Genomic DNA, 21584 nt, shown 5'->3' with positions numbered 1-21584 from the left:
GAGTCGGTGAGTCCCCCGGCCGGTCCGTTCTGGTGGGGCCGGTCAGGGCAGCAGGCGCTGTTCCTTGGCGACGGCCACGGCGCCGGCGCGGGTGTCGACGCCGAGCTTGTCGTAGACGCGCCCCAGATGCGTCTTGACCGTGGCCTCGCTCAGGAAGAGGGCCTTGGCGATGTCCCGGTTGGTCAGTCCGCGGGCGAGCTGGCCGAGGATGTCGCGCTCGCGGTCGGTGAGGCCGGGGCGCGGGCTGCGCATCCGGGCCATGACCCGGTGGGCGACGGACGCGGACAGGGCGGTGCGTCCCGCGGCGGCGCTGTGGACGGCCGTGAACAGTTCCTCGGGGCGTTCGGCCTTGAGCAGGTAGCCGGTGGCCCCGGCCGCGATGGCGCGGGTGACGTCGGCGTCGGTGTCGTACGTGGTGAGGACCAGGACGTGGACCGAGCCGCCGGAGGCCGCCGTGATCAGGCGGGTGGCCTCCACCCCGTCCATTCCGTCGCCGAGCTGGAGGTCCATGAGGACCACGTCGGGGGCGTGCTTCGCGGCGAGCGCCACGGCCTCGGCGCCGCTGTCCGCCTCTCCCACCACCTCGATGCCGGCGGCGCTGCCGAGCAGGGCGCGCAGCCCGGCGCGGACCACGGCGTGGTCGTCGCAGAGCACGAGCCGGACGGGGGCCGGCGGCACGGGCCCGGTCGGTGCGGCACGGGTCATGGCGCGGGGACCTCCGCGGTGGCGGGCGGCAGCGGTACGGCGGCGGAGACGACGGTGCCGTCGCCGGGCGCGGATTCGACGGTGAGGGTGCCGCCCAGCCGGCCGGCCCTGGCGCGGATCGCGGGCAGGCCGTGGCCGCGGACCCCGGCGGCCCGCGCGGGCAGGGCGGCGGGGTCGAGGCCGCGGCCGTCGTCGGCGATGTCCAGCCGGACCTGATCGTCCAGGTAGGTGAGGGTGAGGGCGGCCCGGGTGGCACCGGAGTGCTCCCGGACGTTGGCCAGGGCGCCCTGGGCGATGCGCAGCAGCGCGGACCGTACCCGGTCCGGCAGGCCGTGCGGCCCGGGGGCGCCGTCGACCACGCAGGTCACGGTGGTGTCGGCGGTGCTCTCGCGGGCGGCCAGGTCCCGCAGGGCGGCTTCCAGGCCGCCGCCTCCGGCGAGGTCGGCGGGCGCCAGGTCGTGCACGAAGCGGCGGGCCTCGGCGAGGCCGCGCTCGGCGATCGACGCGGCGGTGCGGACATGGGTCCTGGCCTGCCCCGGGTCGCTCTCCCACACCCGGTCGGCGGCCTGGAGCAGCATCCGCTGGCTGGACAGGCTCTGGGCGAGGGTGTCGTGGATCTCCATGGACAGCCGCTGCCGTTCGGCGAGGGTGCCCTCGCGGCGCTCGGTCGCGGCCAGTTCCCGGCGGGTGCGCACCAGATCGCGGATGAGGGCGGCCTGGCGGCCGGCCTGCCGGTCCATGTGGGTGAAGACCGCGGTCGCCAGCGCGGCGACGGCCGGCGGGCCGACCAGCACGTCCACGTCGAGGCGGTCGGCCAGCCGCAGTTGCGCGACGACCACGAAGACGGTGAAGAACGCCACCAGCGCGTACGCGGCGCGCGGCGGCAGGGTGCGCAGCGCGGTGTAGAAGAGGGGTACCGCGCACCAGGCGAAGCTGGGCGCCAGGCCGACCAGTACGGCCCAGACCGCGACCACCGCGCCGAGCCACAGCAGTCCGGCGCGTGACGGCCGGGCGGCCGACGCCCCGGGGTCCTCGGGGGCGGCGGGCGCCGGACCCGTCCCGGTGCCGCCGGCCGCGGCCACCGCGGTACGGCGGCCGATGACGTACAGCAGGGCCAGGACGCCGGCGAGCGCCAGCACGGCGGGCACCTGCGGCCGGCCGGCGTGCCGGTCGACATAGCGTACGAGGGCGGAGCCCAGCAGCAGGAGGAACGCCAGGTGGATGACGAACGCCAGCCTGCGGGCCTCGCGACCGGCGGACGCGGAGCCGACGACGGACTCGGAGCCGGCTGACTCGGAGCCGGCTGACTCGGGGCCGCCGGGGACGGGCCGGCTTCTGGACGGCATGGGCTGCTGCTCCTCCTGGCCGGGACGTACGGACATGGCCGCGCCTCGGGCCTTCGGTGGTACTCGGTGACGCTCGGTGGTGCTCGGTGACGGGCTCGGCGGTCGCGAGGGCGGGGGCGGCTGGGGCGGGCACTGTCATTGTCACCCGGGTGGCGGGCGGTGGGGTCAGCCGTTCGGATGACCCCACCGCCCGTTGCCGCGGGGTACGGCCCGGGGTCTCAGACCGCGGTGGGGGCGTCGGCCGCGCGGCGTTCGCCGCCGTTGTGCTCCTGCCAGAGCCGGTAGACCTCGACGGCGGCGTCCCGGGGCTCGTGCCGCATCGGGAGCCGGCGCTCGTCCCAGTCCTTGGCGAACTCGCCGTAGAAGGTGTCCAGTTCGAAATACTTGCGGTCGTCCACGTAGTGCGGCTCGTAGGCGTCGCGGGTGGTGAGGAAGACGACCTCGTCGGGCGAGCAGTAGTACAGCGCGCCCAGGCACATGGGGCAGGGGTGGGCGAGGACGTAGATCGTGGTGCCGACGAGGTGCTCGGTGCCCAGCTCGGTGCAGGCCGCGCGGATGGCGAGGATCTCGGCGTGCGCGGTGGGGTCGGAGGTCTGGGCGACCTTGTTGGCGCTCTCCGCGAGGACCTCGGCGTCCTTGACGATGACGGTCGCGAACGGGCGGCCGCCCTCGGTGACGTTGCGGCGGGCGAGGTCGATGGTGCGCTGTGCGAAGTCCATCACGGGGTCCTTCGGTCGGGGCGGGGGCCCGGGGGCGGGGGTGCGGGGTGACGGCCGGGGCGGACGGGAGGGTCCGCCCCGGAGCGTCGGTGCGAACGAGCCGGTCAGAACGGCTTGGTGGGCAGGTACTTGCCGTCCAGGGTGATCACGGCACGCTCGCCGCCCTCGGGGTCGGCGACCTTCTTGACGTCCAGCCGGAAGTTGATCGCGGAGATGATCCCGTCCCCGAACTGCTCGTGGACCAGCGCCTTGAGCGTGGTGCCGTACACCTGGAGCATCTCGTAGAAGCGGTAGATGGTCGGGTCGGTGGGGACGGTGCCGGGGATGGAGCCGCGGGTCGGGATCGTCTGCAGGAGCGCCACCGCGTCGGCGTCCAGGTCCAGCAGCTCACCGACGGCCCGCGCGGCCTGCTCGGGCAGCGCGTGCTGGCCGAGCAGGGCGGCGGTGGTGAAGGCGGGCGACAGGCCGGACGCGTCCGCGATCTGCTGCCAGGTGAGGTCCTTGCGGGTCTTGGCCTCGACGGCGGCGATGGCGACGGCCTGACGGGCCGCGGGGTCGAACTGGGCGTGCACCATGAGGGTGTTCCTTCCTGTTTCCAAGGGTGGGGGGAGACCCGTCCCGGCGCGACGCGACGGAACGGAAGCGTGAGGGTGTGGGGGGTTTGGGGTGCTGTGTGCGCGGGTGGGGCGCGGTGGGGGTCAGGCCGCGGGGGCCGTGGTCCGGGCGCCGGCGGGGGCGATCGTCTCGACGGTCTCGACGCCGCCGGTGGCGATGTCGTAGACCCAGCCGCGCAGGGTGAGGGCGCCTTCGGCCAGGGCGCGGGCGACCGGGGGGTGGGTGGCCAGGTTGGCCAGCTGGGCCAGGACGTTCTGGCGGACCAGGGCGGGGACGTCCCCGGGTACGGCGGTACGGGCGCGGGAGGCGTCCGCGTGCCGCAGCCACTGGGCGAGGGCGGGCGCGCCGCTGAGGTCGTGGTGCTCGGCCAGGGCCGTCATGGCGCCGCAGCCGGAGTGTCCGCACACGACGACGTCGCTGACACCGAGGACGGCGACGGCGTACTCGATGGCCGCCGTGACCGCGTCGGCGCCCGGGGCGTGGGCGGGAACGAGGTTGCCCGCGGTGCGGACCACGAACAGCTCGCCCGGTTCGCTGGCGGTGATCAGCTCGGGGACGACCCGGGCGTCGGAGCAGCCGATGAACAGCGTGTGCGGTGCGTGGTGCGCGGCGAGGTGGGCGAACAGGTCCGCCTTGGCGGGGTGGACGTCCCGCTGGAATCGCGTGACGCCCTCGGCGAGGTCGCGCATGGGTGATCACTCCTTTCGGTGGGTTCCGGGCCGGTAGGGCTCGTCGGGCTCGATGGATCCACCATGCATGAGCTGCACCTATAGAGTCCAAGACGTAGTACTCATGCCTGCCATTGCTCTCATCTATACGGCGCTACAGTGGCCCCATGGCTCTGGAACTGCGACATCTGCGCTACCTGCTCGCCGTGGCCGAGCACGGCAGCTTCACCCGCGCCGCCGAAGAGCTGCGCATTTCCCAGCCGACCCTGTCCCAGCAGGTCAGGCAGTTGGAGCGGACCGTGGGGGTGCAGCTCCTCGACCGCACGGGACGCAGTGTGCGGCTCACCGACGCGGGCGAGACGTACGCGTACCACGCCCGCCGGGCGCTGCGGGACCTGGAGGCCGGGCGGCGGGCCGTCGAGGACGTCCGGGACCTCTCCCGCGGCCAGCTGCGCCTGGCGGTGACACCGACGTTCACCGCCTATCTGGTGGGCCCCCTGGTGGCCGAGCTGTACGGCAGGCACCCCGGCATCACCCTGGACGTCCAGGAGATGGCCCAGGACCGCATCGAGTCGGCGCTGCTCGCCGACGACCTCGACCTCGGGATCGCCTTCGCCGGCCCCCATCTGCCGGGCATCGCCGCCACGACGCTGTTCACGGAGAACCTGAGCCTCGTCACGGGCGCCCACGGCCAGGACGAGGAACACGACGGCACTGCGCAGACCGGCCACCCCGGTCCGCTGCCGATCCAGGACCTGTCAGAGCGTCAGCTCGCGCTGCTCAGCGGGGACTTCGCCACCCGCGTGCACATCGACGCCCACTTCGCCGCGCACCGGGTGCACCCGAGGATCGCGGTGGAGGCCAACTCCATCCAGGCCCTGGTGGAGATCGTCCGGCGCACCCCGGTCGCCACCGTGCTCCCCGACGCCATCACCGACGACCATCCGCACCTCACCCCGGTCCCCCTCGAACCGCCGCTGCCGGCCCGTACCGTCACCCTGCTGCGGCGCGCCGGCGGCTACCGGAGCGCCGCCGCCCACGCCTTCACCCGCCTCACCCACGAGGTGGTGCGCGCCCGCGGCTACACCGGGGCCGGGGACCGGCCCGCTCAGGACGTGGAGGCGCAGTCGCCGTAGAAGCCGCGGCCCGTCGTGACGCCGCCGAGGCGACCGGGTCGGACGGCGGCCGTTTGCCCCGGGACGCACGGAAGGCCGCTCTCCCGCGTTGCGAGAGAACGGCCTGCGACCTGCGAAGAGCAGAGTCGGGACGACAGGATTTGAACCTGCGACCCCTTGACCCCCAGTCAAGTGCGCTACCAAGCTGCGCCACGTCCCGTTGCCCGTCTGACCTGGGGTTTCCCCGGGCCGAACGCGCATGAGAACAATACCGCACTCGGGTCGGTGGTCGCGCACCCCTTTCCCGATGACCGGCCATCCGGTCCCGGCCGGGCGCCGTGGCGCCGCCGTCAGGGCCGCGCGGGGCGTGTCCGCGGGCCATGGGGGCCGTGGAGGCCGTGGGCGTCGGCGCGGACGAGGTCGCGGATCGCGGGTACGGCGAGCAGCGCGGCCGGCACCACGAGGCTGATCGCCGCGGAGACGAGGAGTACGTGGTCCGCGCCCAGTGCCGAGGCGGCCGGTCCGGCGAGTGCCTGGCCGACCGGCATCATGGCGAGGGAGCCCGCCACGTCGTAGGCGTGGATGCGGTTGAGAACGTCCGAGGGGACCTGGGTCTGGACGCTGGTCGCCCACATCACGCCCCAGAAGGACATGCCGGCCCCGGCGACGGCGGCCCCCGCCGCCATGGCCCCCACGCCGAGCCCGGCCCCGACGGCCGCCGGGAACCAGACGAAGGCGAAGAGGGCGACCGCGCCGGCCCGCAGCATCCGGCGGGGCCGCAGCCGCAGCGCCAGGAACCCGCCGACGACGGTGCCCGCGCCCAGCGCGGAGTTGATCAGGCCGTACGCGCGCGGGCCGTGCTGCCGCACCACCTCGGTGGCCACCAGCGGAACGGTCGGACCCCAGACGGCGATCATGTAGAGGCACCAGACGGCGATGACCCCCCACAGCCAGGACCGGGCCCTGAACTCCCGCCATCCGTCGACCAGATCGGACGTGAAGGTGCCCGCTCCGTGCCCGGCGACCGGGTTCGCGCCGGGTGGCGGCGGGGGCAGTCTGAGCAGCAGCAGGCACAGGGCGCTGGTCGCGTAGGTGGCGGCGTGGGCGGCGAAGACCCCGCCGGGCGAGGCGAGACCGACGAGGAGACCGGCGACCGCCGGGCCGGCGAGCTGCGCGGTGGACTCGGCGACGCGTATCGCGCCGTTGGCGGCCTGGATGTCGGCGGCCAGCCTGGGCACCGTGCTGGCCACGCCGGGCTGGAAGACCGCGCCGGCCACGCCGTTGGCCAGGCCGATCACGCAGATCTCCCACAGGACCACGTGGCCTGTGAAGAAGAGGACCGCGGCCAGGGACTGGGTGCCCAGGCGCACCAGATCCGCGCCGATCATCAGCTTGCGGGTGCTGAACCGGTCGGCGATGACACCGCCGAAGACCACCAGTCCGGCGAAGGCTGCGGCCGTGGAGGCCATGGCGAGGCCGACCGCGCCCGCGCCGTACCCGTGCTGGAGCAGGCCCGCGGCGAGCGCCACGGGCAGCATGGTGTCACCGAGGCGGGCGACGGCCCGTGCGGCGAAGAACAGCGCGAAGTCCCGTGACCAGACGGGCCGTTCCCGCGCACCGGTTCGGTCCCCGGCCGGGAACCCGAAGCGGGACGGGCCGTCCGGCCGTCCGGCGCCCACGCCCGGTGGCACGGCCTCCCGCCCGGCAGCCACGCCCGGCGGTACAGCCTCCCGCCCGGCGCCCACGCCCGGTGGCACGGTCTCCCGCCCGGAGGCTCCGCCCGGTGGCACGGCCTCCCCTCCGGTGGCTCCGCCCAGCAACATGGCCTCCCGTCCGGAGAATCCGTCCGGCGGTACGGCCTCCCGCCCGGCGCCCACGCCCGGTGGCACGGCCTCCCGCCCGGCAGCCATGCCCGGCGGTACAGCCTCCCGCCCGGCGCCCACGCCCGGCGGTACAGCCTCCCGCCCGGCAGCCACGCCCGGTGGCACGGTCTCCCGTCCGGCAGCCCCGTCCGGCGGTACGGCCTCGTGCGCCGTCCCCGCCTCACCCGGCGACGACGGCGATGACGTACCGGTCATCCCCTGTGACGCTCCCCTCCCGGCCGATCCCCGCCCCCGCTCCCGCCCCTGCCTGTCCCCCGTGTCCAGGCGGCGTCCGGGCCGGGCCCCCGCCCGTCCTCGTGCCGCCCCTGTTCCTCCGGATCATGCCACGGCCCGCTGACAACGCCCGAGGCGATTTCCCCCGGGGGGATTCAGCGCGCGCCGGGCAGGCCCAGCCCCGGGTGGGCGTCGAGGAGTCGGGGCGGGGCCGCCTGCCGCCAGGAGTCGGCGAGGATGTCGCTCAGTTCGGCCTCGTCCTCCAGCGCGGCCAGCCGGACCCGCACCCAGGCGAACTGGGCCTCGTGGCCGGCGATCCAGAACTTCCCGGGCTCGGCCATGACCAGTTCGGCGCGCTCCTCCTTGGGGCAGCGCACGGCGAGGGAGGTCTCGTCCTCGGGCAGCGTGGCGAACATCTTCCCCGCGACCCGGAACGTGGGCATGTTCCAGGCGGTCTTCTCCGCCGTGTCGGGCAGGGACAGGGCGATACGGCGTACGTCTTCGGCATCCGGCATGCCCGGCACGCTAACCGCTGCCACTGACAGCGGCACCGTCCCGCAGGCGCGTCACGGATGTGCCGCCTCGCCCAGCGCGTCCAGCACCGGGCGGATCAGCGGGTGCCCCTCGGCGCCCCGGCGCACGGCGGCGAACACCCGGCGTGTGGGTGCCGCACCGTCCACCGGGCGCACCACCACGCCGGTGAGGTCCATGCCGCGCAGCGCCGAGCGCGGCACCAGGGCCACGCCGGCGTCGGCCGAGGCGAGGGCCACGACCGCGCGGAAGTCATCGGATGAGTGTTCGAGGCGCGGCTGGAATCCGGCGTGTTCGCAGGCCAGGACCACCACGTCATGGCAGGGGTTGCCGGGGTACGGGCCGATCCAGGCGTCCTTGGCCAGTTCGGCGAGCGGGACCTCGGGGGCGGCCGCCATCCGGTGGGCGACCGGCACGACCGCGTCGAAGGGCTCGGCGTACAGCGGGAGGTGGGTGAGGCGGGGGTCGTCGGCGGACGGCGCGCCCCGGTACTCCACGGCGACCGCCACATCGAGCTGCCGGTCCAGCACCATCGGCAGGCTCGCGTCGCCCTCGGCGTCCCGGACGCGGATGCGGATGCCGGGCGCGGTGCGGGCCAGGCGGGCCACCGCCGGGGCGACCACGTCGGCGATGCCGGTGGCGAAGGAGGCGACGGTGACCGTGCCGGCCTCGCCCGAGCCGTAGGCCGCCAGCTCGGCCTCCGCCCGCTCCAGCTGGGCGAGGACCGCGTTGGTGTGGCTGAGCAGGATCTCACCGGCCGGGGTCAGCCGTACGCCCTTGGCGCCGCGCTCCACCAGCCGGTGGCCGGTCTCCTGCTCCAGGGCGGTCAGCTGCTGGGAGACCGCCGAGGGCGTGAGGTAGAGCGCGGCGGCAGCCGCCGTCACCGTACGGTGGTCGGCCACCGCCCGGAGGATGTGCAGCCGCCGCGCCTCGATCATGCCCCGATTATCGCAAGCCCACCGGCCGGCGGTCACCGTTCACCGGACATCGGCCACCGGACTCCGGACGCCCGCCCGGATCGGCCGATCCCAGGTCGGCCGACCGCGCAGCCGGAAGCCGTCAGCCCGCCAGCTCCGCGCGGGCCGCGACGAACGCGTCCACCGCGCGGTTCACGTCGGCGGTGGAGTGCGCGGCGGACAGCTGCACGCGGATGCGGGCCTGCCCCTGCGGCACCACCGGGTAGGAGAAGCCGATCACGTACACGCCCCGCTCCAGGAGCAGTTCCGCCATCCGGCCGGCCTCGGCCGCGTCGCCGATCATCACGGGTGCGATGGCGTGGTCGCCGGGCAGGACGTCGAAGCCCTCCTCGGTCATCCGCGACCGGAACAGCGCGGTGTTCTCGCGCAGCCGGACCCGCAGGTCGTCGGCCGACTCCAGCAGGTCGATGACCTTCAGGGAGGCCGCCGCGATCACCGGGGCGAGGGTGTTGGAGAACAGGTACGGCCGGGAGCGCTGGCGCAGCAGGGCGACGATCTCGGCGCGGGCGGCGACGTAGCCGCCGGAGGCGCCGCCGAGCGCCTTGCCGAGGGTGCCGGTGATGATGTCGACGCGGTCCATGACGCCGTGCAGTTCGGGGGTGCCGCGCCCGCCGGGGCCGACGAAGCCGACGGCGTGCGAGTCGTCGACCATGACCATCGCGTCGTAGCGGTCGGCGAGGTCGCAGATCTCCCGCAGCGGGGCGACGTAGCCGTCCATGGAGAAGACGCCGTCGGTGACGACCAGCTTGCGGCGCGCGCCGCCCTCGTCGGCCTCCTTGAGCTGGCGTTCCAGGTCGGCCATGTCGCGGTTGGCGTAGCGGAAGCGGCGGGCCTTGGACAGACGGATGCCGTCGATGATGGAGGCGTGGTTGAGGGCGTCGGAGATCACCGCGTCCTCCGCGCCGAGCAGCGTCTCGAAGACACCGCCGTTGGCGTCGAAGCAGGAGGAGTAGAGGATCGTGTCCTCCTGGCCGAGGAACGCCGACAGCCGGGCCTCCAGCTCCTTGTGCACCTCCTGGGTGCCGCAGATGAAGCGCACGGAGGCCATGCCGTAGCCCCAGCGGTCCAGGGCGGCGTGGGCGGCGGCGACGACCTCGGGGTGGTCGGCCAGGCCCAGGTAGTTGTTGGCGCAGAAGTTGAGCACCTCGCCGGGCCGGCCGCCGGCGGTGACGGCGACGGTCGCGGACTGCGGGGTGCCGATGACCCGCTCGGGCTTGTGCAGTCCGGCGGCGCGGATCTCGTCGAGGGTGGCGCGCAGGTCGTCGCGCACGGAGTCGAACATCGGGGCTCCTTGGAGGTGCTGGCGGGGCGGGACGGGGCGGGGGTCAGACGGTCCAGTCGAGGATGATCTTGCCGCCCCTGCCGCTCGCGGCGTCGGCGAAGGCCGCCTCGTAGTCGCCGTACGCGTACCGGCCGGTGATCACCGGGGCGAGGTCGAGGCCACCCTCCAGCAGCACCGACATCGCGTACCAGGTCTCGAACATCTCCCGGCCGTAGATGCCCTTGACGGTGATCATGGAGGTGACGATCCGGGCCCAGTCGACCGCGAACTCCTCGGCGGGCAGGCCGAGCATGGCGATCCGGCCGCCGTGCGTCATGTTGGCGATCATGTCGCGCATCGCCTCGGGGCGGCCGGACATCTCCAGGCCGATGTCGAAGCCCTCGCGCAGGCCGAGCGAGCGCTGTCCCTCGGCGATCGAGGACTCGGCCACGTTGAGGGCGAGGCTGACCCCTATCTTGCGGGCCAGCTCCAGCCGGTCCTCGCTCACGTCGGTGATCACGACGTTGCGCGCCCCCGCGTGCCGGGCGACCGCCGCCGCCATCAGGCCGATCGGTCCGGCGCCGGTGATCAGCACGTCCTCACCGACCAGCGGGAAGGACAGCGCGGTGTGCACGGCGTTGCCGAACGGGTCGAAGATCGCGGCCACGTCGAGGTCGACGGGGACGCGGTGCACCCACACGTTGCTCGCGGGCAGGGCGACGTACTCGGCGAACGCGCCGTCGCGGCCCACGCCCAGGCCGATGGTGGCGCGGCACAGGTGGCGGCGTCCGGCCAGGCAGTTGCGGCACTTGCCGCACACCAGATGGCCCTCGCCGCTGACCCGGTCGCCGGCCGCGATGTCGGTGACGTCACGGCCGGTGGCGACGACCTCGCCGACGAACTCGTGGCCGACCACGAGCGGGGTGCGGATCGCCTGCTGCGCCCAGCCGTCCCAGGCCCGGATGTGCAGATCGGTGCCGCAGATACCGGTCCGCAGGACCTTGATCAGGACGTCCCCGGGCCCGACGGCGGGCTCGGGCACGTCCGCGAGCCACAGCCCGGGCTCCGCCTTCTCCTTGACCAGCGCCTTCAACGCTACGGCTCCTGTGGGTCGGGCCCGGGCCGTCCTCCGGGCACGCCGAAGGGACCCCGAGCCGGGTGAGGGGTGGAATCACCAGGCAATCTGCCGTACGCCGGCACCCTGGGTCCATCGAGGATTTCTTAACCGCGGCCACAGCTTTCCTTCACGCCTCTCCCGGCGCGCCGGTCCCAGGGTTCCCCCGTTCACAGCAGCAGGCCCGCCGCGCCCCGCCGCTCCAGGCGCCGGGCGAGGTCCGCCGCCGCCGACTTGATGGTGTCCAGTCCCTCCCGGCCCCAGGGCCGCGGCTCGACGTCCACGACGCAGACCGTGCCCAGCACCATCCCCGTACCGTCCACCAGCGGGGCGCCGAGGTAGGAGCGGATGCCGAACTCGTCGACCACCGCGTTGCCCGCGAACCGCGGGTAGTCGCGCACGTCCTCCAGCACCAGGGCCTTGCGCCGCACCACCACGTGGGGGCAGAAGCCGTGGTCGCGGGCGAGGCGGCGGCCCAGTTCGGGGCGGGGGCCGTCACCGCCGCCGGGGCGCGGCGGGGCGGGCGTGTCCACGTCCAGGACGTCACGGGCGGGCCGGTGCAGGCCGGCGAAGAACTGCCCTCGCTCGTCGAGGAAGTTGACCATCGCGTACGGCGCCCGGGTGCGCTCGGCGAGCCGGTCCGCGTAGGCGTCGAGGGCGGGCTCGGGATGCTCCCCGAGACCGAGCCCGCGCAGCCGCAGGGTACGGGCGGGGGCCTCCCGGTCCTCGGGGGTGAGCAGCAGGCGACCGGCCGGGCGGGGCGGGTCGTAGGCCATCACCGGGCTCCGGCGGCACTGTGGGCGGATGTCATGGACGGCTCCGTGGCGGGTTCTGACGGGGCGGGTGCGTCACAGGTGCGCGCCGTGGCCGGGCGCGGGGGCGGGGGCGTGGGCGATCAGGTGCCGTACGAGGGTCAGCAGGGTCTGCACGCCCGAGCTGGAGATGCGCGCGTCGCAGCGCACGACCGGGACGCGCGGATCGAGGTCGAGGGCGGTGCGCACTTCCTCGGGGGCGTAGCGGTGGGCGCCGTCGAACTCGTTGACGCCGATGATGAAGGCCAGGCCCCGCTGCTCGAAGAAGTCGACGGCGGCGAAGCACTCCTCCAGGCGGCGGGTGTCGGCGAGGATGACCGCGCCGAGCGCGCCCTCCGACAGCTCGTCCCACATGAACCAGAACCGCTCCTGTCCGGGCGTGCCGAACAGGTACAGCACGTGCCGCGGGTCGAGGGTGATGCGGCCGAAGTCCATCGCCACGGTCGTCTCGACCTTGTTCTCGATGCCGTCGAGGCTGTCCGTGTCGGCGCCGGCCGTGGTGAGCAGCTCCTCGGTGCTGAGCGGCGCGATCTCGCTGACGGCGCCGACGAAGGTCGTCTTGCCGACGCCGAACCCGCCCGCCACCAGGATCTTGAGCGCGGTGGGGAAGGGGTCGCAGCGGCCGTCGTGTCCGGCGGCGCCGACGGGGCCGTCCGGCCCTGCGGCGTAGTCAGAGCTGTCGTCGTAGTCCATCGAGCACTGCCTCCAGAAGGGCCCGGTCGGTGGGGTGGTGTTGGGTGACGGGGGGCTTGGTGGTCAGCGCCCCGCAGTCGACGAGGTCGGACAGCAGCACCTTGGCCACCGCCGCGGGCAGCCTCAGCTGCGCGGCGACCTCGGCGACCGAGACCGGGGCGTGGCACAGGGCGAGTGCCTGCCCGTGTTCGGGGCCGAGGTAGCCCAGCGGGGTCACGCCGGTCGCCATCACCTGCGACATGAGGTCGAGCGCGACGCTGGGCCGGGTACGGCCGTTGCTGACCGTGAAGGGGCGCACCAGCCGGCCGGCCGCGTCGTCGAGCCAGGGCCCGTCGCCGGCCGTCGCGGCGCTCAAGGCCGCAGCGCCGGGGGTTCGGCGCTGTGCTGCCGGGGGGCGGTGACCAGATAGGGGCGGACGCTCTTGACCAGCATCGCCATCTCGTAGCCGAGCACCGCCGCGTCGGCCTCGCGGCCGGCGAGTACGGCGAGGCAGGTGCCGGAGCCGGCGGTGGCGACGAACAGCAGGGTCGAGTCGAGTTCGACGACGACCTGCCGGACCTCGCCGCCGTCGCCGAAGCGGACGCCGGCGCTGCGGCCGAGGGAGTACAGGCCGGAGGCCAGGGCGGCCATGTGGTCGGCGCTGTCGTGGTCGAGGCCGTGCACGGACTTCACCAGCCCGTCGCAGGACAGCAGGACCGCGCTGGTGGTGTGCGGCACGCGCTGCACGAGGCCGCTCATCAGCCAGTCGAGGTCGGAAGCGTGGCTGGTGGGCGCATCGCTCGCCATGGTGGATCGACTCCTTGGGGTACGAAGGTCTGCGGGAGCGCTGGGGGTGGGGGTGAGGTCGGGGGTGGGGGTGAGGGTGGTCGGGGCGGTCATCCGGTGGGCGCGCTGTCGTCGTGCCGGGCGGTGCGGCCGGGTGCGGAGCCGTCGCCGGGCGCGCCGAGGGCGCCGAGGGGGTCGGTGCGGGGGGCCGGGCCGTCGTCGGAGGTGATCGTGTCCGGCAGGAACGTCTCCCGTCGCGGCTGGGTCTCGGCGAGTCCCATGCCGCGCTGGAAGGCCGCCAGCAGCCCGGGATCGTGCCCGGTGACGAACTCGCTGTCCTGGCGGGGGGCCGGGCCGTCGCGCAGTTGGGGCGCGATGTGCTGCTGGGCGCGGCGCCGGGGCAGGAGGGGGCGCTCCATGGTGCCGCGCACCACACCGGCGCGCGGGACGGGCACGGCTCCCTCGTTCGCGGCCACGGCGGCCCGGTCGCCGGCCCGGATGCCGGGCACCGCCTCCGCCGGGTTGGCCCGCCCTTCCCGGTCACCGCGCCGGGGCAGGGGCGCGGGGCCCTCGTCGGCGGCGGCGCGGGTGAGGGGGCCGGGGTGTCCCGCGGGGCGTACGTCGCCGGGCGCGCCGGCCGTCTCGGACGGCTCTCCGGCCGCGTGCGGGCCGGCCGCCGGAAGACCGTCCGGCGCGCTGGCCGCGCCGCCCGGGGGGAGCGCGTGCCGACGCGGGTGCGGGACGGGCGGGGCGGTGTCGTCCCCGTGACTGTGGGCGGGTGACTCACCGTCAGGCGGGCCGGGCGGGCCGGGGACCATGGGTGGGGTGATACGGGCGGAGGGTTCGTACGCCGCCCCGGAGGGCGCCGTGGGCGGGGCGGGGCGGACGGAGGGGCCGTACGCCTCGGAGGGCGCCGCGGACGACCCGAAGGGCGTGGACGGCCCGGAGGCCGCGTAAGACCCGGAGGACGCGTACGGTCCGGTCGGCTCGGGGGCACCTGCGAGGCCGGGGGTCCCGTACGGCCCGGAGGCCACGGAGGTTTCGGCGGCGCCGGAGGCACCGGCGGCACGGGCGGCACCGGCGGCACGGGCGGTACCGGTGGCACCCGGGGACCCGGGCGCCCGGGACTCCCCGGAGGCCCCCGGCGCCCCGGTCACCCCCGGAGCCCCCGCCCCCACCGCGTACGCCGTCCCCGTCCCCGCCCCCGAGGAGGAGCCGGCCTCCCCCGTCCCCGCACCCAGGAGCGCCTGCGGCACCACGAGGACGGCCTGGACGCCGCCGTAGATGTTGGTCTGGAGGCGGACGGTGATGCCGTGCCGGCGGGCGAGCTGGGAGACGACGTACAGGCCGATGCGGCCGTCCGCGAGCAGGCTGGCGACGTTGACCTGGTCGGGGTCGGCGAGCAGCGCGTTCATGCGGACCTGCTCGCCGACCGGCATGCCGAGGCCGCGGTCCTCCACCTCCACGGCGAGCCCGGCGGTGACGAGGCTGGCGCGCAGCAGGACCTGGGTGTGCGGGGCGGAGAACACCGTGGCGTTCTCGACGAGTTCGGCCAGCAGGTGGATGACGTCCGCGACGGCGTGGCCGCGCAGCCGCCCGTCGGCCGGCGGAACGAGCCGGACCCGCGAGTACTGCTCGACCTCAGCGATCGCGGACCGCAGCACCTCGGTCATGGGGACGGGGCTGCTCCACTGGCGGCGGGAGACGGCGCCGCCGAGGACGGCGAGGTTCTCGGCGTGCCGGCGGATGCGGGTGGCGAGGTGGTCGACGTGGAAGAGGCCCTTGAGCAGGTCGGGGTCCTCGATCTCGTTCTCCAGCTCGTCGAGCAGGGAGATCTCCCGGTGCACCAGGGACTGCAGGCGCCGGGCGAGGTTGACGAAGACCTCCAGCTTCTGTTCGCTGCCCGTCTGGCTGGAGAGCCGGGTGGCCTCGACGACCGCGGTGACCGCGCCGTCGTGGGCACGGGCGAGGTCGGCGGCGAGCAGTTCGAACTCGTCGGCGTCGGCCGGCGGCCCGCCGCGCGGCCCCCGCCGCGGCGGCACCTCGCCGTGCCGCAGCGCCGCCACGAGCGTGCGCAGTTCGGCCTCGCGGTGCGCGGTGCCGCGGCGCAGGGCGTCCACGCGTTCGTGCACGGACCGGGCGGCGCGCCCGGCGGCGACGGCGGCGGTCGCGATGCCCGCGAGGGTCACCGCCAGCGCCCCGGCGAGCACCGCCCACAGGGCGAGCCCGGGGCGCGCGCCGGTGGAGCGCACGGTGAAGAGCACGGCCGCGCCCCCGCTCAGCGCCACCGCGAGGGGCGGCAGCACCGCGAGGCGCAGCAGTTGGGGCCGTATGTGGGTCTCGGGCAGCGAGGGAGCGGTGCGGGCGACCGGCCGGCCGTGCCGTCCGCCTTCTCGGCGGTCCGCACGGGCGGCCGGTGCGCGGAGGTGAGACATGTGGTCCTCGTACTGGTCCGTCGGGCCTGTGGGCTCGCGCACGGGACGCGAGCGGGCATGCGCCATCGCTGTGCCGGCCGGCCAGAACACGGCGAAGCGGCTCTGTGTCGCCCGACGGACACTGACAGTAGTCACCCCTGGCGTGCGTCCGGTGGGCTGTTGCGGAAATCCCCCGCGCAAGGTCCCGCTCTGGTATGAGGCATCGCACGAAAGACCGACCGGCGCCCTGCGGCTGGCCGGCAAGCCGTACGCTCTCCCCCGCGGCGCGGGCACTCGACGACGAGGAGAACGTGATGGGCGAACCACCGGCTTCCGACGCGCTCCACGACCACGGCTACCGCCAGGAACTGCGCCGCTCGCTGGGTTTCCGGGACCTGCTCGTCTACGGCCTGGTCTTCATGGTGCCGATCGCGCCCTTCGGGATCTTCGGCAGCGTCTTCCGGAGTTCCGGCGGCATGGTCGCCCTGACCTACGCGGTCGGCATGGTGGCGATGATGTTCACGGCGCTGTCGTACGCGCAGATGGCCGAGGCGTTCCCGATGGCCGGTTCGGTGTACGCGTACGCCGGGCGCGGGATCGCCGCCCCGGTCGGGTTCCTGGCGGGCTGGATGATCCTGCTCGACTACGTGCTGGTGCCCGGGCTGCTGTACCTGATCGCGGGGATCGCCATGAACTCGCTGGTGCCGGCCGTCCCGGTGTGGGTGTGGCTGGTGGGTTTCGTGCTGCTCAACACCGCGGTCAACTACACCGGCATCCGGATGACCGCGCGGGTCAACAAGGTGATGCTGCTCGCCGAACTCGTGGTGCTGGCCGTCTTCGTGGTGATCGGTGTCGTCGCGCTGGCCCAGGGCAAGGGCCGCGGCTTCGACTTCACCGCGGTCTACAACGGCGCCACCTTCTCCTGGTCGCTGGTGTTCGGTGCCGTCTCCGTCGCCGTGCTCAGCTTCCTGGGGTTCGACGGCATCTCCATGCTGGCCGAGGAGAACAAGGACTCGGCGCGGGCCATCGGGCGGGCGATGGTGGCGGCGCTGCTGCTGGCCGGTGTCCTGTTCATCGCGCAGACCTGGCTGGCCTCACTGCTGGTGCCCGATCCCGGCCGGCTCGCGAGCCGGGGCGATCCGGGCGGTACCGCCTTCTACGACGCGGCCCGGGTGGCCTCCGGCGGGTGGCTGGCCACGCTGACCGCCGCGGCCACCGCCGTGGCCTGGGGGTTCGCCAACTCCCTTGTGGCGCAGGCCGCGACCTCCCGGCTGCTGTACGCGATGGCCCGGGACCGCCAACTGCCCGCGTTCCTGGCCGAGGTCCATCCGCGGCACCGGGTCCCGGTCAACGCGACCCTGCTCACGGCCGCCGTCTCGCTGGCGCTCGGCCTCTACATGAACTCCCGTGACGACGGTGTCACGTTGCTGAGCAGCCTGGTCAACTTCGGGGCGCTGACCACCTTCCTGGTCCTGCATGTCTCGGTGGTCGTCCACCATCTGATCCGGCGGCGCAGCCGCGACTACTGGCGGCATCTGGTCGCGCCCGCGATCGGCTTCGCCGTGCTGGCGTACGTCGTGGTGAACGCCGACATCGCCGCGCAGCGCCTCGGCTTCGTCTGGCTGGGCATCGGGGTCGTGGTGCTGGCCGGGCTGCTGCTGACCGGCCGCCGCCCGGATCTGGCCGCCGTACGGGCCACCGACGAGCCGGCGGCCGCGCCGCCGGCCGCCGACGACCGGCCCCCGCACCCGTAGCCCGCCCCCTGTCCCTCAAGACCCCCCAAGGCACCTCAAGGCACCTCAAGGCCCCAAGTCTGCGCAAGTCTTCTCAAGACTCCTCAAGGAGGAACCCTTCCCATGAACACACGCCCCCAGGTCGTCCCGGTCCCCGCGGACCCGGAGCGGTACGCCTATTCCTTCGGCGGCGGATCGCCCGTGGTGACCGTGGAGCCGGGCAGTGTCCTGGAGTTGTTCACCGAGGACTGTTTCGGCGGCCGGGTGCGCGGGCCGGCCGATCTGCCCAGCCAGGTGTGCGCCTTCCCGTACCTCAACCCGGTCACCGGTCCGGTCGCGATCGCCGGGGCCGAGCCCGGTGACGCGCTCGCGGTGCACTTCATCGACATCGCACCGGCCCGCGACTGGGGTGTGTCCAGCACGTTCCCGCACTTCGGCGCGTTGACCGCCACGCACACCACGGCGATGCTCCATCCCGCCCTGGAGGAGCGGGTGTGGGTGTACGACCTCGACACCAAGGCCGGTACCTGCCGGTTCGAGGCGAGCGGCGGCGGCTTCACGGTGGATCTGCCGCTGGACCCGATGCACGGCACCGTGGGCGTGGCCCCGGCGGCGGGCGAGCGGCTGATGTCCATCTCCCCCGGCGTGCACGGCGGCAACATGGACACCCCGGAGCTGCGGGCCGGCACCACGGTCTGGTTCGGGGTCAATGTCGAGGGCGCGATGCTGGCTCTCGGGGACGGCCACGCCCGGCAGGGTGAGGGCGAGGTGTGCGGGACGGCGGTGGAGACGGCCATGAACACGGTGGTGGCGGTGGACCTCGTCAAGGGCGCCGCGCCCGCCGTGCCGCGGCTGGAGAGCGACGAGTTCCTGCTGAGCACCGGTCACGCGCGCCCGCTGGAGGACGCGTTCCGCATCAGCCAGCACGATCTGGTGCGGTGGACGGCGGACCTGGCCGGGCTCGATCCGCTGGACGCGTACCAGTTGGTGAGCCAGGCCGGGCTGGCGCCGGCGGCGAACGTCTGCGACAGCCAGTACACGATGGTCGCCAAGCTGCCCAAGCGGGTCCTGGGCGGCGCCCGCGCCTACGACGGTGTCCACGACCGGCTGCGGGAGCTGGGCGCGGAGTACCTGCGGGGTCGCTGATCCGTCATCGGCCTCCCCCGTCCCCTTCCCCCTCTTTTCCTCCTCCACGTGGTCCAGTCCACCTGGGCGCGCCCTGGACAGGAAGGGGACCGGGGAGGCCGCCCATCTGGTCTAGTCCCATTTTGGTCCAGACCATTGACCCACCCGGTGAGCGAGCGCTATCCCATACGCATCAACACCTCTCCGCCGTACGGGATCTGCCACATCCCCCACTCCTCACCCCCGGGACTGACATGAGACGCATGCGTTCCTTCCGCGCGGTCCTCACCGCCGCCGCCACCACGGCGGCCTCGGTGGGCCTCGCCCTGTCGGGCACCGGCACGGCGCAGGCGGCGACACCGCTGCCCGCCCATGTCTTCGCCCCCTACTTCGAAGCCTGGACCGGCGAGAGCCCGGCCGCCCTGGCCGCCCAGTCGGGCGCCAAGCACCTGACGATGGCCTTCCTGCAGACCGCGTCCAAGGGCTCGTGCACGCCCTACTGGAACGGTGACAGCAGCATGCCGGTGGCGGCCTCCACCTTCGGCAGCGACATCAAGACCATCCAGGGCAACGGCGGCGACGTCATCCCGTCCTTCGGCGGCTACACGGCCGACACCACCGGCACCGAGATCGCCGACAGCTGCACCGACGTCCAGCAGATCGCCGCCGCGTACGAGAAGGTCATCACGACCTACGACATCTCGCGGCTCGACATGGACATCGAGGTCGACTCGCTGGACAACACCGCGGGCATCGACCGGCGCAACAAGGCCATCAAACTGGTCGAGGACTGGGCCGCGGCCAACGGCCGCAAGGTGGAGATCTCCTACACCCTGCCGACCACCACGACGGGTCTCGCGGACAGCGGCAAGGCGCTGCTGCGCAACGCGGTGAGCAACGGCACCCGGATCGACGTCGTCAACCTCATGACGTTCGACTACTACGACAACCAGCCCCACGACATGGCGAAGGACACCCAGACCGCCGCGCAGGGCCTGGTCAACACGCTCGGCCAGCTCTACCCGGGCAAGACCTCCGCGCAGCTGTGGGGCATGGTCGGGGTCACCGAGATGCCCGGCGTGGACGACTTCGGGCCGGCCGAGACGTTCAGCCTGGCCAACGCCACCTCGGTGTACAACTGGGCGGTCTCCAAGGGCATCAACACGCTGTCCTTCTGGGCACTGCAGCGGGACAACGGCTCGTGCGCGGGCGGCGCGGCCGCCGACAACTGCTCCGGCATCCAGCAGAACACCTGGGACTTCTCGCACATCTTCGAGCCGTTCACCGGTGGCGGCAGCACCCAGCCGACCAACGACTTCTCCGTCACGCTCGGTTCGTCGTCCGGGACGGTGACGGCGGGCCAGTCGGCCACCGCGGCGGTGAAGACGGCCGTGACCGCCGGGCAGGCCCAGACGGTGAACCTCAGTGTCAGCGGCGCCCCGGCGGGCGTCACCGCCTCGGTCAGTCCCGCTTCCGTCACGGCGGGCGGCTCGGCCACGCTCACGCTGGCCACCACCGCGTCGGCCGTCTCGGGGACGTACACCCTCACCGTGACCGGCGCGAACGCCTCCGGGAGCCACTCGGCGACGTACGCCCTGACGATCACCGGCGGCAGCGGCAACCAGTGCACCGCGGCCCCCTGGAACAAGAGCGCGGTCTACACCGGCGGCCAGCAGGTCTCGTACAAGGGGCACAACTGGAAGGCCAAGTGGTGGACGACGGGCGAGGAGCCCGGCACCACCGGTGAGTGGGGCGTCTGGCAGGACCTCGGCGCCTGCTGACCCCCGGCCGTCGGCCCGCCCGCACGCCGCGGGCGGGCCGACGGCTTTCGTCTTCGCGGTCAGTCCTTGCGGGCCACGATGATGTCGCGATTGATGGCCTGGTCCACCCGGTGGACGAAGCCCTGGTAAGCGGCCGAGTCGCGGACCGTGAAGCCGTTGGCTGCGAGGATCTCGGCGAGCTGCTCCCGCCGCCCCACCAGGGTGTTCCAGGAGATGCCGAGGGCGCCGCCCGGCCGCAGCAGCGGCGCCCACACCGGCACCGCCGCGGCCAGCAGGTCCACCGGGCTGCGGGACAGCCGGCCCGCGTTGCCCCCGCCGTGCGGACGGCTGCCGTGCTGCACGCCGTACGGCGCGTCGGTGACGATCAGGTCGAACTCGCCGCGGCGGAAGAAGTCACCGCTGCGCAGGGTGTCCGCGTTGACCACGGTGACGTCGATGGTCCGGCCCTCGCGGTACAGCTCCTTGGACGCGCCCAGGCTGACCTGGAGCCGCCGCCCCAGGGTGGCCTTCTGGCGGCGGACGGTGCCGCTCTCCGCGCGGTGCTTGAGGCGGCTGTTCTTCAGCCAGGTCCGGAAGAACGCCGAGTAGGCGTCGAAGTCCTTCGGGTCGATGTCCAGGCCCGAGGCGTCCATGCCGTACATGACCGCCTGGTTGAGGGTGGTGCCGCGGCCGCACATCGGGTCGAGGAGCCGCATGGCGCCGGTCAGCAGCCCGGCGGGCGCGTCCGTGGCCAGCGCGGTCACGTTCACCAGCATCCTGGTGAAGTCCTCGTTGGTCTTCCCGGCGTACTTCTGGATGGTGAGCAGGTCGCTGCCGAACAGGTCCAGGGGCTTCCTGGCCACCGGCCGCAGCAGGTCGCCCTCGACGGTGAACAGGGCGTACAGCGACGACAGGTTCGACAGCAGGCGGATCCCGGTGTCGGACAGCGGGTCGGCGGTGAAGGTGACGTAGGGCACGCCGCCGATCTCGGTGATCTCGACGTCCCGGACCCCGCCGTCGATCACCGTCTCGCCGAACGCCTGGAGTTCCGCGGTCGCCAGCGCGGGAGCGGACTGGGCGTACACGCGGTTGTGCGAGGGCGAGACGAGGAACCCGTACCTGCTCATGTGCTGAG

The 21584-nt window shown here is 73.8% G+C and carries 20 protein-coding genes and 1 tRNA gene; 4 read left to right on the top strand and 17 right to left on the bottom strand.

From position 1 onward, the window contains the following. Nucleotides 1-42: 42 nt before the first annotated feature. The 5 genes from ABZ858_RS10645 to ABZ858_RS10625 form a co-directional block, all read right to left on the bottom strand. Nucleotides 43-705: a response regulator transcription factor gene (locus tag ABZ858_RS10645; protein WP_361374855.1), complete on the bottom strand. Its 663-nt coding sequence runs from the start codon at nt 703-705 to the stop codon at nt 43-45. Continuing rightward, complete coding sequence (locus ABZ858_RS10640) at nt 702-2051, bottom strand: sensor histidine kinase (RefSeq protein ID WP_361374853.1); 1350 nt, start codon at nt 2049-2051, stop codon at nt 702-704. The genes ABZ858_RS10645 and ABZ858_RS10640 overlap by 4 nt, the downstream gene beginning before the upstream one ends. Before the next feature lie 218 nt (nt 2052-2269). Beyond that, a complete protein-coding gene (locus ABZ858_RS10635; RefSeq protein ID WP_361374851.1) occupies nt 2270-2770 on the bottom strand; it encodes a nucleoside deaminase in 501 nt (166 codons plus the stop codon). Between the two features lie 104 nt (nt 2771-2874). Further along, entirely contained in the window at nt 2875-3345 is a 471-nt protein-coding gene (gene cynS, locus ABZ858_RS10630) for a cyanase (RefSeq protein ID WP_361374849.1), read from the bottom strand. Nucleotides 3346-3468: 123 nt separating this feature from the next. Further along, on the bottom strand, nt 3469-4074 hold the full coding sequence (locus tag ABZ858_RS10625) for a carbonic anhydrase (RefSeq protein ID WP_361374847.1): 606 nt from the start codon (nt 4072-4074) through the stop codon (nt 3469-3471). A 146-nt stretch (nt 4075-4220) separates the two neighbouring features. Here ABZ858_RS10625 and cynR point away from each other — a divergent pair, with 146 nt between their 5' ends. Continuing rightward, nucleotides 4221-5189, top strand: a complete 969-nt coding sequence (gene cynR, locus ABZ858_RS10620; RefSeq protein WP_361374845.1) for a transcriptional regulator CynR — start codon at nt 4221-4223, stop codon at nt 5187-5189. 125 nt (nt 5190-5314) lie between these two features. On the opposite strand, the gene ABZ858_RS10615 is transcribed toward cynR, so the two are convergent. The 11 genes from ABZ858_RS10615 to ABZ858_RS10565 all read right to left on the bottom strand — a co-directional run bounded on the left by ABZ858_RS10615 (nt 5315) and on the right by ABZ858_RS10565 (nt 15852). Then, nucleotides 5315-5388 (bottom strand) — tRNA-Pro (locus ABZ858_RS10615). A gap of 130 nt (nt 5389-5518) precedes the next feature. Then, on the bottom strand, nt 5519-6880 hold the full coding sequence (locus ABZ858_RS10610; RefSeq protein ID WP_361374843.1) for an MFS transporter: 1362 nt from the start codon (nt 6878-6880) through the stop codon (nt 5519-5521). A 539-nt stretch (nt 6881-7419) separates the two neighbouring features. After that, complete coding sequence (locus ABZ858_RS10605) at nt 7420-7779, bottom strand: MmcQ/YjbR family DNA-binding protein (protein ID WP_361374841.1); 360 nt, start codon at nt 7777-7779, stop codon at nt 7420-7422. Nucleotides 7780-7830: 51 nt separating this feature from the next. Further along, entirely contained in the window at nt 7831-8733 is a 903-nt protein-coding gene (locus ABZ858_RS10600; RefSeq protein ID WP_361374839.1) for a LysR substrate-binding domain-containing protein, read from the bottom strand. 121 nt (nt 8734-8854) lie between these two features. Further along, nucleotides 8855-10054 carry a glycine C-acetyltransferase gene (locus ABZ858_RS10595; RefSeq protein ID WP_361374837.1) on the bottom strand — a complete coding sequence of 400 codons (1200 nt, stop codon included), beginning with the start codon at nt 10052-10054 and terminating at the stop codon, nt 8855-8857. A gap of 43 nt (nt 10055-10097) precedes the next feature. Next, nucleotides 10098-11126: an L-threonine 3-dehydrogenase gene (tdh, locus tag ABZ858_RS10590; RefSeq protein WP_361374835.1), complete on the bottom strand. Its 1029-nt coding sequence runs from the start codon at nt 11124-11126 to the stop codon at nt 10098-10100. A 191-nt stretch (nt 11127-11317) separates the two neighbouring features. Beyond that, complete coding sequence (locus ABZ858_RS10585; RefSeq protein WP_361374833.1) at nt 11318-11923, bottom strand: GAF domain-containing protein; 606 nt, start codon at nt 11921-11923, stop codon at nt 11318-11320. 72 nt (nt 11924-11995) lie between these two features. Next, complete coding sequence (locus ABZ858_RS10580; RefSeq protein ID WP_361374831.1) at nt 11996-12652, bottom strand: ATP/GTP-binding protein; 657 nt, start codon at nt 12650-12652, stop codon at nt 11996-11998. Then, entirely contained in the window at nt 12630-13007 is a 378-nt protein-coding gene (locus ABZ858_RS10575) for a DUF742 domain-containing protein (RefSeq protein ID WP_361374829.1), read from the bottom strand. Before ABZ858_RS10575 ends, ABZ858_RS10580 begins: the two co-directional genes overlap by 23 nt. Further along, nucleotides 13004-13438 carry a roadblock/LC7 domain-containing protein gene (locus tag ABZ858_RS10570; protein ID WP_361374827.1) on the bottom strand — a complete coding sequence of 145 codons (435 nt, stop codon included), beginning with the start codon at nt 13436-13438 and terminating at the stop codon, nt 13004-13006. The genes ABZ858_RS10575 and ABZ858_RS10570 overlap by 4 nt, the downstream gene beginning before the upstream one ends. Before the next feature lie 89 nt (nt 13439-13527). Further along, nucleotides 13528-15852 (bottom strand): ATP-binding protein, encoded by a 2325-nt coding sequence (locus ABZ858_RS10565; RefSeq protein WP_361374825.1) that lies wholly within the window; start codon nt 15850-15852, stop codon nt 13528-13530. Between the two features lie 293 nt (nt 15853-16145). On the opposite strand from ABZ858_RS10565, the gene ABZ858_RS10560 reads away from it, so the two are divergent. The 3 genes from ABZ858_RS10560 (at nt 16146) to ABZ858_RS10550 (ending at nt 20470) form a co-directional block, all read left to right on the top strand. After that, nucleotides 16146-17585, top strand: coding sequence for an APC family permease (locus ABZ858_RS10560; RefSeq protein WP_361374823.1), 1440 nt, complete (start codon nt 16146-16148; stop codon nt 17583-17585). Nucleotides 17586-17687: 102 nt separating this feature from the next. Beyond that, on the top strand, nt 17688-18710 hold the full coding sequence (locus ABZ858_RS10555; RefSeq protein WP_361374821.1) for an acetamidase/formamidase family protein: 1023 nt from the start codon (nt 17688-17690) through the stop codon (nt 18708-18710). Nucleotides 18711-18943: 233 nt separating this feature from the next. Beyond that, a complete protein-coding gene (locus ABZ858_RS10550) occupies nt 18944-20470 on the top strand; it encodes a glycosyl hydrolase family 18 protein (RefSeq protein ID WP_361374819.1) in 1527 nt (508 codons plus the stop codon). A gap of 59 nt (nt 20471-20529) precedes the next feature. Here ABZ858_RS10550 and ABZ858_RS10545 read toward each other — a convergent pair whose 3' ends face one another. Next, nucleotides 20530-21576: an SAM-dependent methyltransferase gene (locus ABZ858_RS10545; protein ID WP_361374817.1), complete on the bottom strand. Its 1047-nt coding sequence runs from the start codon at nt 21574-21576 to the stop codon at nt 20530-20532. Between the last annotated feature and the right edge of the window lie 8 nt (nt 21577-21584).

The sequence above is a fragment of the Streptomyces sp. NPDC047017 genome, assembly GCF_040644175.1.
GTDB lineage: Bacteria > Actinomycetota > Actinomycetes > Streptomycetales > Streptomycetaceae > Streptomyces.
Note: the sequence above shows the minus strand (reverse complement) of the source record. Positions and strands in the feature narration are given on the sequence as shown.

Coding starts and splice junctions, on each gene's coding strand:
- ABZ858_RS10645 (WP_361374855.1), bottom strand. CDS start 705: ATGACCCGTGCCGCACCGACCGGGCCCGTGCCGCCGGCCCCCGTCCGG.
- ABZ858_RS10640 (WP_361374853.1), bottom strand. CDS start 2,051: ATGCCGTCCAGAAGCCGGCCCGTCCCCGGCGGCCCCGAGTCAGCCGGC.
- ABZ858_RS10635 (WP_361374851.1), bottom strand. CDS start 2,770: ATGGACTTCGCACAGCGCACCATCGACCTCGCCCGCCGCAACGTCACC.
- cynS (WP_361374849.1), bottom strand. CDS start 3,345: ATGGTGCACGCCCAGTTCGACCCCGCGGCCCGTCAGGCCGTCGCCATC.
- ABZ858_RS10625 (WP_361374847.1), bottom strand. CDS start 4,074: ATGCGCGACCTCGCCGAGGGCGTCACGCGATTCCAGCGGGACGTCCAC.
- cynR (WP_361374845.1), top strand. CDS start 4,221: ATGGCTCTGGAACTGCGACATCTGCGCTACCTGCTCGCCGTGGCCGAG.
- ABZ858_RS10605 (WP_361374841.1), bottom strand. CDS start 7,779: ATGCCGGATGCCGAAGACGTACGCCGTATCGCCCTGTCCCTGCCCGAC.
- ABZ858_RS10600 (WP_361374839.1), bottom strand. CDS start 8,733: ATGATCGAGGCGCGGCGGCTGCACATCCTCCGGGCGGTGGCCGACCAC.
- ABZ858_RS10595 (WP_361374837.1), bottom strand. CDS start 10,054: ATGTTCGACTCCGTGCGCGACGACCTGCGCGCCACCCTCGACGAGATC.
- ABZ858_RS10585 (WP_361374833.1), bottom strand. CDS start 11,923: ATGGCCTACGACCCGCCCCGCCCGGCCGGTCGCCTGCTGCTCACCCCC.
- ABZ858_RS10580 (WP_361374831.1), bottom strand. CDS start 12,652: ATGGACTACGACGACAGCTCTGACTACGCCGCAGGGCCGGACGGCCCC.
- ABZ858_RS10570 (WP_361374827.1), bottom strand. CDS start 13,438: ATGGCGAGCGATGCGCCCACCAGCCACGCTTCCGACCTCGACTGGCTG.
- ABZ858_RS10565 (WP_361374825.1), bottom strand. CDS start 15,852: ATGTCTCACCTCCGCGCACCGGCCGCCCGTGCGGACCGCCGAGAAGGC.
- ABZ858_RS10560 (WP_361374823.1), top strand. CDS start 16,146: ATGGGCGAACCACCGGCTTCCGACGCGCTCCACGACCACGGCTACCGC.
- ABZ858_RS10555 (WP_361374821.1), top strand. CDS start 17,688: ATGAACACACGCCCCCAGGTCGTCCCGGTCCCCGCGGACCCGGAGCGG.
- ABZ858_RS10550 (WP_361374819.1), top strand. CDS start 18,944: ATGAGACGCATGCGTTCCTTCCGCGCGGTCCTCACCGCCGCCGCCACC.
- ABZ858_RS10545 (WP_361374817.1), bottom strand. CDS start 21,576: ATGAGCAGGTACGGGTTCCTCGTCTCGCCCTCGCACAACCGCGTGTAC.